The following is a 12,142-nucleotide window of genomic DNA, read 5'->3' as shown; positions in this document are numbered from 1 at the left end:
CGCTTCGTCATCCTAGGGCGTAGCAGTCGCGAAGCGACGTCGCGGAGACCCTAGGATCCATGCCGTGACGTCGGAGCGTCGCGGCGTTGGAAGCAATCGACAGGCGCAACCAGCAACGGCTTCAGCCGCCTGACTTGGGGACCAGCAGGGGAATGATGCGGTCGCTCTTGGCTACCGAAGGCCGCCCGGCGGAGCCATAGGGGATGCCGAGCGCATCCCAGGTCTCGACCAGCGCATCCTGCAATTCGGCGATCAGTGCATCGGAGTGGAACGGCGTCGGCGTGATGCGCAGCCGCTCGGTGCCGCGCGGCACGGTCGGGTAGTTGATCGGCTGGATGTAGATGCCGTGCACGCCGAGCAGGCGGTCGCTGGCCATCTTGCAGGCCTCGGGATCGCCGACTAGCAGCGGCACGATGTGGGTCGGCGAGTCCATCACCGGCAGGCCGGCGGCCGACAGGATCTGCTTGGTTCGGCTCGCCTGCTGCTGCTGGGCGTCGCGCTCGGCCTGCGAGCGCTTGAGATGGCGGATCGACGCGGTCGCGGCAGCCGCGATCGCCGGCGGCAGTGCCGTGGTGAAGATGAAGCCCGGCGCATAGGAACGCACGGCGTCGATCACGGCGCTGGTGCCGGTGATATAGCCGCCCAGCGTGCCGAATGCCTTGGCCAGGGTGCCTTCGATGATGTCGATGCGGTCGGCCAGGCCTTCGCGCTCGGTGATGCCGCCGCCGCGCGGCCCGTACATGCCGACGGCATGGACCTCATCGATATAGGTCATGGCGTTGTAGCGCTCGGCGAGCTCGACGATCTCTTTGATCGGCGCGATGTCGCCATCCATCGAGTAGACGCTTTCGAAGACGATCAGCTTGGCGCGTTCGCGTCCCGCCGCCTGCAAAAGGCTTTCCAGATGCGCGACGTCGTTGTGGCGGAAGATCTTTTTCTCGGCGCCGGAACGCCGCACGCCTTCGATCATCGAGGCGTGGTTCAATTCGTCCGAGATGATCAGGCAGTTGGGCAAAAGCTTCGCGATGGTCGAGATCGAGGCCTCGTTGGAGACGAAACCGGAGGTGAAGACCAGTGCCGCTTCCTTGTCGTGCAGGTCGGCAAGCTCCACCTCGAGTTCGACCAGCGGGTTCGAGGTGCCGGAAATGTTGCGGGTGCCGCCGGCGCCCGAACCCATCTTGCCAGCGGTATTCTGGAACGCGGCGATGACGTCGGGATGCTGGCCCATGCCGAGATAGTCGTTGGAGCACCAGACGGTGATTTCCTCGGCGCGGCCATTGGAACGCCAGATGGCGCGCGGGAACTTGCCCGCGATCCGCTCCAGGTCGGCGAAAACGCGGTAGCGACGCTCGGCATGGAGCTGGTCGATCGCTTCCTCGAAGAACCGCTGATAGTTCATATAGGCTTCCCAATTTTTGCGCGGGATCATAATCATTGGCCTGTTGGTCGTCCACCTGGCCTTTTTGGTCAAAATGCCACGCCCCGGACCTGTTCCTAACGATCACGGATCGTGGCCTATTCCCTTGATGTGGATCAACTTTGTTTCAGGACGATGCCACTAGCCGGCGATGCCGGTTACCACGGTTTCAATGGTTATGCGGCGGGCTTTCCAGTAGAGCGGGGGTTGAGACAGTTTCCGATAAATCTTGGATAAGCGAGGAAGCGGATGACGGTTTTGGTTACAGGCGGCGCCGGTTACATCGGCAGCCATATGGTCTGGGAGTTGCTTGATGCCGGCGAGGGCGTGGTCGTCCTCGATCGCCTTTCCACCGGTTTCGAATGGGCGGTGGCGCCCGAGGCAAGGCTGGTCGTCGGCGACGTTGCCGACCGGGAATTGGTCGGCTCGGTCATCAGGGAGAACAAGGTCGACGCGATCATTCACTTCGCCGGCTCGATCGTGGTTCCGGAATCGGTCGCCGACCCGCTCAGTTACTACGAGAACAACACCTCGAAGACGCGCACGCTGATCGAAACCGCGGTGCGCGAAGGCGTGCCCAATTTCATCTTTTCATCGACTGCCGCCGTCTATGGCGGAGCCGGCCTGGAGCCGGTGCGCGAGGACGCCCGCCTGTCGCCGGAATCGCCCTATGGCCTGTCCAAGCTGATGAGTGAGTGGATGCTGCGCGACGCGTCGATCGCGCATGGCCTGCGCTATACCGCGCTGCGCTACTTCAACGTCGCCGGCGCCGACCCGAAGGGCCGCACCGGCCAGTCGACGCCGGGCGCAACCCATCTGATCAAGGTCGCCTGCGAGACGGCACTTGGCAAGCGGCCGTTCATGCAGGTGTTCGGCACCGATTATCCGACGCCGGACGGCACCTGCATGCGCGACTACATCCACGTCAGCGACCTGGCGGCGGCGCATCGCCTGGCCTTGCAGCGGCTGCGTGCCGGGGGACAAAGCCTCGTCGCCAATTGCGGCTACAGCCATGGCTATTCGGTGCTCGAGGTCATTGACAGCGTGCGCCGCGCTTTTGGCCGTGATTTCGAGGTGAAGATGGGCGACCGTCGTCCTGGCGATGCCGCGGCGGTGGTTGCCAATTCGGATCTCGCCCGCGCCGAGCTCGGCTGGACCCCGCAACGCGACGATCTCGACCAGATCGTCGCCGACGCGCTCGCCTGGGAGCGCATCTTGACCGGCAAGAACTCCGCGCGCGGCTGAGCCGGGTTCTCCCAAGGGCTCGCAAGGCGGGCAGCGAAGCGCTATTGAAGGCCTTCGCGGCAAGGTGCGGAGGCGCCGCGCCGCGAGGAGCTCTTGGGGGATGGCATGAAAATAACGGTGCTCGGGGCCGGTGTCGTCGGTACGGCGGCCGCCTATTATCTGGCCAGCGACGGCCATGAGGTGACAGTGATCGAGCGCCATCCGGCGGCGGCACAAGGCACCAGCCAGTCCAATGCCGGCCTGGTGTCACCGGGTGACGCCACCGCCTGGGCCTCGCCGGCGGCTTTGAAGACTTTCCTGCGCGGGCTCTACAACCATGATCTCGGCATCAAGGTCAGGCTGCGCCTCGATCCCTATTTCCTCGCCTGGAGCCTGCGTTTCCTGCGCCAGTGCACGGTGGCGCGCCTGCGCGCCAACACCGACATCAAGCTCAGGCTCGCGCTCTATTCGCGTGACTGCATCAATGCGCTTTCGGAAGCGACCGGCATCCACTACGACGAACGCAAGAAGGGCATTCTCTACTTCTTCCGCTCGCAAAAGAGCCTCGATACCGGCACCGACAATTACCGTTATCTTGCCAGGCACGGCCTGCCGATCGAAATCGTCGGCCGCGACCGGCTGGTCGAGCTGGAACCAGGCCTTGCCGGCGTCAAGGACAAGATTGCCGGGGGCGTCTATTCGCCAACCGACCAGACCGGAGATTCCAAGCAGTTTGTCGACAGGCTGGCCGCCTATGCTGCCGAGAAGCTCGGCGTCAAATTCCTGTTCGGCACGACAGTCGAAGGCCTCGACATCGAGGGCGATCATGTGCGCGCGGTGATGACGTCGGCCGGCCCGGTCGCCGGCGATGCCGTGGTCATCTCGATGGGACCGGAGAGCGGCCTGCTCGGGCGCCGTTACGGCATCGACCTGCCTGTCTATCCGGTAAAGGGCTATACCGCGACGATTCCCCTGGAGGACGAAAGCAAGGGACCGACCATGGGCGGCGCCGACGAGGACCGGCTGATCGGCTATTCCAGGCTGGGCAACCGCTTGCGGATGTCCTCGACGGCTGAATTCACCGGCTTCGACCGAACTTTCAAGCCCGCCGATTTCAAGACGATCATCAGCACCGGCAAGGATCTTTTCCCGGGTGCCTTCGACGAGAAGAAGGCTGTGTTCTGGGCCGGTCTGCGGCCGATGATGCCCAACTCGGTGCCGGTCATCGGCCAGGCTCGCTACAAGAATCTCTATCTCGACACCGGCCACGGCCATGTCGGCTGGACCATGGCCTGCGGCTCGGGGAAATTCCTTGCCGACCTCGTTTCCGGCCGCAAGCCGGAGATCGACCCGCAGGGGCTGGTCTACGGGGGGTAGTGATGTCGGGACCGCAAGTCGCTATCGACCTTGGCCGCATCGAGCGCAATGCGCGCACGATCGTCGAGCGCTGCGCGCTGTCGGGCATAAAAGTGTTCGGCGTTACCAAGGGCACTTGCGGCATGCCGCAAGTGGCGCGCGCCATGTTGCGCGGCGGTGTCGCCGGCATCGCCGAATCGCGTTTCGAGAACATCCGCCGGCTGCGCGACAGCGGCATCAACGCGCCGATCATGCTGTTGCGCAGCCCGCCGATGGCGCGGGTCGAGGAGGTGGTGCGCACCGTCGACATCAGCCTGCAGTCGGAACTCGCCACCATCCGCGAAATATCGCGCATCGCCGAGCGCATGGGCCGCATCCACGACATCATGCTGATGATCGATCTCGGCGATCTGCGAGAAGGCATCTGGCCGAACGACCTGATCCCGACCGTCGAGCAGATACTGCAGTTCAAGGGCGTTCGCATTGCCGGCATCGGCACCAATCTCGGCTGTTTCGGCGCCATCATGCCGACGCCGGAAAATCTCGGCCAACTCGTCGCCCATGCCTACAAGACCGAGCGCCTGTCCGGCAGAAGCCTCGACGTGATCTCCGGCGGCGCCTCGTCGTCGCTGCCGCTGCTGCTCGAAGGCAGACTGCCGGCCGGCATCAACAATCTGCGCGTCGGCGAGGCGATCCTGCAGGGTGGTGTCGAGACCTTCCGCGACACGCCGTGGGCGGAGCTCGAACCCGATGCCTGCCGGCTGACAAGCGACATCATCGAGGTCAAGCTCAAGCCGTCACGACCGATCGGCCAATCGGGCTACGACGCCTTCGGCAATCAGCCGGTCTTCCCCGACGAAGGCGACAGGCTGCGCGCCATCGCCAATATCGGCCGTGAGGATGTGCTGGTCGAGGGACTGACGCCGATCGCCAGGGGGATAAGGGTGCTCGGCGCCTCCAGCGATCATCTGCTTTTGGATGTCGCCGATGCCGACCCGAGGCCCTCCGTCGGCGACCGCGTCGCCTTCCGCATGAGCTATGGCGCCATGCTTTTGGCGATGACCTCGGAATATGTCGAGAAGGCCCCGATGCACGACGTCGAGGATTTTTCCGGCCGCAAGATGGTGCAGATCACGGCCGGGCAGGGAGCTGCCGGCATCCTGGCCCGGGAAAGCACCGGCGCCCGGCTGGAAGCGATGAACTTCGACGTGGTGGAACTCGCCGATGTCGAGCGGCCGCCATCGGGGCTGGTCCGGCTGATTGCCGGCGTCGATCGTCGCATCGCCCACAAGGCGCTGACCGCGACGGCTCGCGCGACGCATTCTTTCGGCCTGATCTGGATCGATTCCATCGCCGCCCTGATGCCAGAGGACGAGGAGGGCATCGACCTGCCGGAATGTTCGGTCCTGGCGCGATCGCTCGGGCTCGATCACAAGGCCGGCGCGCTGCAGCCGCAGCTGTCGCCGGAAAATGTCGTCATCGTCGGCCTGCGCCACGCCGATCCGGCCGAGGCGCGGGTGCTGAAGGATTCGCGCGTGTCGGCCTTCACCATGACCGACATCGACGCCATGGGCATGCGCGACCTGATGCACGAAGCGATCCGCATCGCCACCTCAGGCACGCAAGGCTTTCATGTCAGCTATTCGCCGACCGCAACCGAATTCGCCGGCTGGGCTGCGGGCTCCGGCGGGCTGACCGTGCGCGAAACGCACCAGGCGATGGAGGCGATCGCGCTCTCCGGTGGCTTGCTGTCGATGGATGTCTCGGGCCTGACGGCGGATCTGGAGCCGCGGATCGGCACCGACGCGGTCAACTTCGTCATGTCGGCTTTCGGCAAACGGATTCTCTGATCAGCCCTGCACGTCCACTGCCGAGCGCCATGCGCTGACATAGTCGACCCAGGCCGGGTCTACAGGCGGTTCTATTCTTTCGCCCTTGCCGTGCGTCGCCGGCTGATCGGATGCCAGCAGCGCCGCGCCGATGCTGGTGCCGGTGGCGGCCTCGGACCCAACCACGGCGCGCGCCGTGGCTGCCGCCAGCATGCCGACAAAGAGCCGGTTGCGGGCAAAGGGGCCTTCGACCGTGGTCGGGCCGTCCGCGCCGATCAGTTCGAGGCAGGTTGCCGTCATCAATGCCAGGTAGAACGAGATGGCGGCAAAGCGCTGGCCGCTGTTCAGGCCGTCGGCGTTGACCCATGCCGCGGCATGGTGCGGGAATGGCCCCGAGCCTTGCTGGGTCGACGGCAGCAGCAGCATTTTTCGCGCCAGCACGGCGCCGACATCATTCTCGGTCCACTGCTCCGGCTGATCCTTTGTCAGCCCGGAAAACTCGCGGCCGCCCATGAAGCGCGCCGAGGGAACGGGATCGCCGATTGCGTTGACATTGACCAGCGTGTCGCGCGCGGCATCCAGCGCAATCTGTTTGCCGCCGACCGCCATCGACACCACCCAGGTGCCGGTCGAGACGACGGAGAAAGGCGGTTTGTCGGAGAGAAGATGCGGCAGAAGCGAGGCGTTGGAATCATGCAGGCCGCAGAACACCGGCGTTTGCGGATCGAGTCCGGTTCGCATCGCAACGATGGGCAGGATCGGGCCGAGGCGGTCGCTGGCCGGCCGCACCGGCGCCATCAGCCCGCGCCATTCCAGCCTGTCGACCAACGATGAGAAATCCGCCGTCCACGGGTTCCACAGGTCGGTGTGGCAGCCGAGCGAGGTGACCTCGTTGGCGGCGATGCCGGTCAGGCGCAACGCCCAGTATTGTGGGTACATCAGCATCGCGGCGGCCCTGGCGAATTCCGCCGGGAAGCTCTTCTGCTGCCAGAAGAATTGAGCACCAAGATTGAGGCCGAGCGGCAGGCGCGGCGTGCCGGTCTCGGAGAAGGGCGGGCGGATCGCGTCATAACCCTCGGCCAGCCCGTCGGGGCCGTCGAACTCATAGTCGAGCACCGGTAGCACCAGTTCACCCGCCGCGTCGACCAGCACGCCGGTCGCGCCATGGGTGCTGATCGAAATGGCGTCGATGCGCTGTTCGCGATTGAGACCGGCAAGGCTTTCGAGGATGAATGCCCACAGGGCCTCGACATCGTGGTGCGGGTAAGGCGCCTGTCGCACCGGCGCATTGGACATGCGGCGCAGCGCCACCTCGCTCAACGTAGCGAGGTCGACCAGCGCCACCTTGGCGTTGGTCTTGCCGATGTCGATAACGGCGATGTGGCGCATCGCACTCATGCCATGTGGAACACGGTTTCCAACGGCACGGCCACCGGCTCGTTGTCCTGCCTGGTTTCCATGATGTCGGCCATTTCAGCCCACCAGCGCTGCATCACCGGATATCCGGGCAATTCGTCCATGCCGTGGTCGTCACGCCGCCACAGAACACCGAACAGGATATTGGTCTCCTCGTCGAGATGGATGGAATAATCGGAGACGCCGGCCTGCTTCAGCAGTGACACCAGCGACGGCCAGATCTCATCGTGACGCTGCTTGTACTCGGCCTTCATGCCGGGCTTCAGCTTCATCTTGAATGCATATTTCTCGGCCATCAACGCCCTCCGCGGAGTCGCCGCCAGACGATCGGCAGGGCAATGACGATAATCAGCAGCAGGCCAATGAAGATCGACATGACGATGCCGGGCACGTTGAGCAGGCCAAGCCCGAAGGTCACCAGCCCCATGATGAAGGCCGCGAGCACGACCCCAACAATGCTGCCGGCGCCACCGAGGATACTGACGCCGCCGAGCACCACCATGGTGATGACTTCCAGCTCGTAGCCCTGCGCGATCGATGGCCGCGTCGAACCGAGCCGCGAGGTGATCAGCACCGAGGCGATGCCCGACATCAGCCCGGTCAGGCAAAACAGGAGGAACTTGGTGCGGCCGACGCGCACGCCGGAAAACTGCGCAGCTATCGGATTGTTGCCGATGGCGAAGACGCGTCGGCCAAAACTCGTACGGTGCAGCAGGAACCAGTAGACGACGGCCGCGATCAGGAAGAGCACCAGTTCGAACGACACCACCCACCAGACATAGCCCTGGCCGAAGAAGGCGAAGCTTGCGGGATAACCCTTGTAGGCCTGGTCGCCGAGGATGATGAAGGCGATGCCGCGAAACAGGCTCATCGTGCCGATGGTGACGACGATCGAGGGCAGACCGAGCCTTGTCACCAGCAGACCGTTGAAGGCGCCGCAGCCGAGCCCGACGACGATGCCGATCGCTACCAGCACCGGCATGCCGGCGCCGGCCTGCACCGCCATGCCCATCATCGTCGACGCCAGCGCAATGATGGCGGCCACCGACAGATCGATCTCGCCCGAGATGATCAGCAGCGCCATGGCGAAGGCGATCAGGCCTTTCTCGGTGAAATTGAAGGTCAGATCGGACAGCGAATACGGGTCGAGGAAATAGGGCGAGGCGAAGCTGTTGATGGCGAAGATGGCGACGGCCACCACGACCAGCAGCGCTTCCCAGGAAAAGATCGCCGAACGAAGCGGCTTGTCGAGCCGGTCGGGAATGTGGCGCGGAGCAGGGATGTCGGTCACGCCTCCACCTTTCTGAGGATGATGCGGCCTTGCTGGCGTTCGCCGCGCGCGTTGAGCACGACGGCCAGGATGATGGCGCTGCCAGAAATCGCCATCTGCCAGAAGGGCGAGATGTTGATGACCGGCAGCGCGTTGGAGATGATGCCCAGGAACAGTGCGCCGAGCACCGCGCCGCCGACCGAGCCGATGCCGCCGGCGATCGAGATGCCGCCGATGACGCAGGCGGCGATGATGTTGAGCTCATAGCCATTGGCGACCTCGACCGACGCGATCACATAGCGCGAGATCCAGAGATAGCCTGACAGGCCGCCGATCATGCCGGAGATGCAGAAGACGATGAACTTGGTGCGGCCGACATCGATGCCGGCATAGACGGAAGCCGTCGGGTTTACGCCGATGGCATAGATCGAGCGGCCGAGCGCGGTGCGCGTCATCAGGACGAAGAACAGCGCAATGACCAGGATGGCGATCCACGACAGCACCGGAATGCCGAGGAAGGCGGCGCGCTGAAAGCCGATGAAGTCCGGGCTCATTTTGTCGGCATTGACCCAGGCGCCACCGGACAGGACGAAGGTCGCGCCACGATAGATGGTCAGCGTGCCCAATGTCACCACGATCGAGGGAATGTTCAGCCGCCAGACCAGCAGGCCGTTGATGGCGCCGAGCACCAGACCGACGGCCAGCGCAATGACGATCAGCAGCGGGATCGGGATCGCCGGATGTGCTGCGTTCAGCATCGCCACCACCATGCCGGTGAAGCAGAGATTGGACGCCATCGACAGATCGATCGACCGGGTCAGGATGACCACCATCTGGCCGAGCGCCAGGATCATCAGGATCGAGGTGTCGTTGAACACCTGACGCAGATTGCCGGGGTCGGCAAAGGCCGGGAAGCGCGTCGAAATCAGCCCGATCAGCACGACGATGGCCGCCAACAGCCAGATTTCACGGTATTTCAGGAAAGCCTTCATGCCGCGATCCCCGCTGCCGTCCGAACCAGCGTCTCGGCGTCCAACCCCTTGTTGTCGTAGACCGCCGCGACGAGCCCCTCGCGCATGACCACGACGCGGTCGGACATGCCGAGGATTTCGGGCAGCTCGGAGGACACCATGATCACCGACAGGCCTTGCGCCACCAACTCGGCCATGAAGCCGTGCACGGCGGCCTTCGAGCCGATGTCGATGCCCTTGGTCGGCTCGTCCAGGATGATCACCTTGGGCGACGTCGCCAGCCATTTGGCGATGACGATCTTCTGCTGGTTGCCGCCCGACAGCGTGCCGACGTCCTGGCTGAGCGAGGAGGCCCTGAGGTCGAGCCGCTCGGTGTAGGAGCGGGCCAGATCGAACTCCTCCGACAGCCGCAGCAGGCCGGACTTCGATGTGCGCTTGAGTGAAGGCAGCGAGACGTTCTGGAAGATCGGCAGGCCGATCACCACGCCTTGCTTGCCGCGTTCTTCGGGCACGTAGACGATCCCGGCATCGATCGAATCCGCCGCCGATTTCGGCGCGAGCGTCTTGCCTTCCAGCGTGATCGTGCCGGCTGATGTGCGGGTGATGCCCGATATCGCCTGCATCACCTCGCTGCGGCCGGCGCCGACCAGGCCGTAGAAGCCGAGGATCTCGCCCTTGTGCAGTTCGAAGCCGATGTCGTTGAATTCGGTCGGATGCGACAGGCCGGAAACGGAGAGCACCGGCGCGCCTATCTCGGCCTTGCGCTGCGGGAAGATGTGATCGACCGCGCGGCCGACCATCAGGCGCACGATCTGGCTCTGGCCGGCATCCTTGATCAGGCCTTCGCCGACCATCTCGCCATCGCGGAACACCGTGTAGCGGTCGGCGATACGGTAGATCTCGTCGAACTTGTGGCTGATGAACAGGATTGCCTTGCCGTCGCTCTTGAGGAACTCGATCAGCAAAAAGAGCTCCTCGATCTCCTTCATCGAAAGTGCGGCGGTCGGCTCGTCCATGATGACGATCTGCGCGTCGATCGACATGGCGCGCGCAACGGCGACCAGATGCTTGTTGGCGATGCCGAGGTCCTTCAGGCGCGCATCGGCGTCGATGTGGCCGGCATGCATGGTGTCAAGCACTTCGCGCGCGTTCTTGCGCATCGTGCGCCAGTCGATGGTGCGCAATCGCGTGCGCGGCGCATGGCCGAGAAAGATGTTTTCTGCGACCGACAAATCGTCGAACAGCACGGTTTCCTGGTGGATGGCGGTGACGCCGTGCCCGAAGGCGGCATGCGCGCTCGGCAGGGTGACGGCCTGGCCGTCGATGCTGATCGTACCCCCGTCGGGCTGGTAGATGCCGGTCATGATCTTGACCAGCGTCGACTTGCCGGCGCCGTTTTCGCCGATCAGCGCCGTCACCTGCCCGGGGTAGAGCGACAGGCTGACATTGTGCAGCGCGCGCACGCCGGGAAAGCTCTTGGAGATGCCGGACAGCGTCAGGCGTGGAGCCGAGGCCGGAGGCCGCTCCTTCACCGCGCCGTGTTGGGCTGTCGTGTCCATAATCGTATCAAGCCCTGAAACAAGGTTCGTTTAAAGTCGCGGCGGGACGTGAGCCCCGCCGCGTCAGCTCGAGAGGACTCCAGATCAATAGATCTTGGAGAACTTTTCGATGTTCGACTTGTCGAACTGGAAGGGCGGAGCCATCGCAGCCGAGTTGGTGTCGTCGAGCGTGACCTTGCCGACGCGGCCGATCGACAGCGTGGCGCCGGGCTTCGCCTCTTCCTTCTTCACCGCCAGATCATGGGCGAGGTAGACGGCCGAGTAGCCGAGGTCGATCGGGTTCCACAGGGCAACCGCCTGACTGGAACCGTTGTCGATGAACTTCTTGAACTCGGACGGCAGCGCGAGGCCGGTGACATTGACCTTGCCGATCAGGTTCTCGTCGGTGACGACCTGGGCGGCGGCGACGACGCCGACGGTGGTCGGCGCGATGATCGCCTTGAGGTTCGGATAGGACTTCAACAGGCCCTTGGCTTCGTCGGTGCTCTTGGCCGAATCGTCATCGCCATAGACGGTGGCGACGAGTTTGATCTTGGGGAACTTCTCCGGCAGGATTTTCTTGGCCGCGTCGATCCAGGCGTTCTGGTTGGTGGCGGTCGAGGAGGCCGACAGGATGGCGACCTCGCCGCCTTCCGGCAGGTGGTCGGCGGCAAGCTTGATGATGGTCTCACCGATCAGGCCGGTATCGGACGGGTTGAGGTGAAGCTGGCGGCCTTCCTTGGCGACGCCCGAATCCCACGAGATGACGGTGATGCCGCGTTCCATGGCCTTCTTCAGCACCGGCACCAAGGCGTCGGCGTCATTGGCCGAAATGGCGATGGCGTTGACCTTCTGCGCGATCAGCGAATTGACCACTTCGATCTGCGCTTCGGCGGTCGCCTTGGTCGGGCCGGTGTAGATGATGTCGACATCGCCGAGTTCCTTGGCCGCCTCTTCGGCGCCCTTGTTGGCGGCATCGAAGAAGCCGTTGCCGAGCGATTTCACCACCAGTGCGATCTTGACGTTTTCGGCATAGGCGGCATTCACGAACATGGCGGCTGAGAATGCAGCCGTCACCATCAATTTCTTCAAGAAGCTCATCGAATTTCCTCCCTTGAGCG

At 64.1% G+C, this 12,142-nt stretch carries 10 protein-coding genes; 3 read left to right on the top strand and 7 right to left on the bottom strand.

Going from position 1 to position 12,142, the window contains the following annotated elements; translation table 11 throughout:
* Positions 1–121 precede the first annotated feature (121 nt).
* Entirely contained in the window at positions 122–1,399 is a 1,278-nt protein-coding gene (gene hemA, locus NP503_RS30670) for a 5-aminolevulinate synthase (RefSeq protein ID WP_127270796.1), read from the bottom strand.
* 267 nt (positions 1,400–1,666) lie between these two features.
* Here hemA and galE point away from each other — a divergent pair, with 267 nt between their 5' ends.
* From galE to NP503_RS30655, 3 genes are all read left to right on the top strand, one after another.
* Positions 1,667–2,662: a UDP-glucose 4-epimerase GalE gene (galE, locus tag NP503_RS30665; protein WP_127270794.1), complete on the top strand. Its 996-nt coding sequence runs from the start codon at positions 1,667–1,669 to the stop codon at positions 2,660–2,662.
* Between the two features lie 105 nt (positions 2,663–2,767).
* The gene (locus NP503_RS30660; protein WP_127271728.1) at positions 2,768–4,018 is read left to right on the top strand and encodes a D-amino acid dehydrogenase; all 1,251 of its coding nucleotides are present in this window, start codon (positions 2,768–2,770) and stop codon (positions 4,016–4,018) included.
* Between the two features lie 2 nt (positions 4,019–4,020).
* Positions 4,021–5,847, top strand: a complete 1,827-nt coding sequence (locus NP503_RS30655; protein WP_127271726.1) for an alanine racemase — start codon at positions 4,021–4,023, stop codon at positions 5,845–5,847.
* Here the strand turns inward: NP503_RS30655 and NP503_RS30650 are convergent, their stop codons facing one another.
* From NP503_RS30650 to rhaS, 6 genes are all read right to left on the bottom strand, one after another.
* Complete coding sequence (locus tag NP503_RS30650) at positions 5,848–7,224, bottom strand: FGGY-family carbohydrate kinase (RefSeq protein ID WP_127271724.1); 1,377 nt, start codon at positions 7,222–7,224, stop codon at positions 5,848–5,850.
* Positions 7,221–7,538: an L-rhamnose mutarotase gene (gene rhaM / locus NP503_RS30645; RefSeq protein ID WP_127269350.1), complete on the bottom strand. Its 318-nt coding sequence runs from the start codon at positions 7,536–7,538 to the stop codon at positions 7,221–7,223. The genes NP503_RS30650 and rhaM overlap by 4 nt, the downstream gene beginning before the upstream one ends.
* Positions 7,538–8,533, bottom strand: coding sequence for an ABC transporter permease (locus tag NP503_RS30640; protein WP_127269351.1), 996 nt, complete (start codon positions 8,531–8,533; stop codon positions 7,538–7,540). Before NP503_RS30640 ends, rhaM begins: the two co-directional genes overlap by 1 nt.
* A complete protein-coding gene (locus NP503_RS30635; protein ID WP_127269352.1) occupies positions 8,530–9,504 on the bottom strand; it encodes an ABC transporter permease in 975 nt (324 codons plus the stop codon). Before NP503_RS30635 ends, NP503_RS30640 begins: the two co-directional genes overlap by 4 nt.
* Positions 9,501–11,042, bottom strand: a complete 1,542-nt coding sequence (locus NP503_RS30630) for a sugar ABC transporter ATP-binding protein (protein ID WP_127269353.1) — start codon at positions 11,040–11,042, stop codon at positions 9,501–9,503. Before NP503_RS30630 ends, NP503_RS30635 begins: the two co-directional genes overlap by 4 nt.
* Positions 11,043–11,126: 84 nt before the next feature.
* Positions 11,127–12,122 carry a rhamnose ABC transporter substrate-binding protein gene (gene rhaS / locus NP503_RS30625; RefSeq protein WP_013533599.1) on the bottom strand — a complete coding sequence of 332 codons (996 nt, stop codon included), beginning with the start codon at positions 12,120–12,122 and terminating at the stop codon, positions 11,127–11,129.
* Positions 12,123–12,142 lie beyond the last annotated feature (20 nt).

The sequence above is a fragment of the Mesorhizobium sp. SEMIA396 genome (assembly GCF_024518615.1).
Lineage (GTDB): Bacteria > Pseudomonadota > Alphaproteobacteria > Rhizobiales > Rhizobiaceae > Mesorhizobium.
This window is presented reverse-complemented; position numbering and strand designations above follow the sequence as displayed.

Excerpts from the sequence above, each read along its gene's own strand:
- rhaS (WP_013533599.1), bottom strand. The coding sequence starts at position 12,122 with ATGAGCTTCTTGAAGAAATTGATGGTGACGGCTGCATTCTCAGCCGCC.
- NP503_RS30660 (WP_127271728.1), top strand. The coding sequence starts at position 2,768 with ATGAAAATAACGGTGCTCGGGGCCGGTGTCGTCGGTACGGCGGCCGCC.
- NP503_RS30655 (WP_127271726.1), top strand. The coding sequence starts at position 4,021 with ATGTCGGGACCGCAAGTCGCTATCGACCTTGGCCGCATCGAGCGCAAT.
- NP503_RS30635 (WP_127269352.1), bottom strand. The coding sequence starts at position 9,504 with ATGAAGGCTTTCCTGAAATACCGTGAAATCTGGCTGTTGGCGGCCATC.
- rhaM (WP_127269350.1), bottom strand. The coding sequence starts at position 7,538 with ATGGCCGAGAAATATGCATTCAAGATGAAGCTGAAGCCCGGCATGAAG.
- NP503_RS30650 (WP_127271724.1), bottom strand. The coding sequence starts at position 7,224 with ATGAGTGCGATGCGCCACATCGCCGTTATCGACATCGGCAAGACCAAC.
- galE (WP_127270794.1), top strand. The coding sequence starts at position 1,667 with ATGACGGTTTTGGTTACAGGCGGCGCCGGTTACATCGGCAGCCATATG.
- NP503_RS30630 (WP_127269353.1), bottom strand. The coding sequence starts at position 11,042 with ATGGACACGACAGCCCAACACGGCGCGGTGAAGGAGCGGCCTCCGGCC.
- hemA (WP_127270796.1), bottom strand. The coding sequence starts at position 1,399 with ATGAACTATCAGCGGTTCTTCGAGGAAGCGATCGACCAGCTCCATGCC.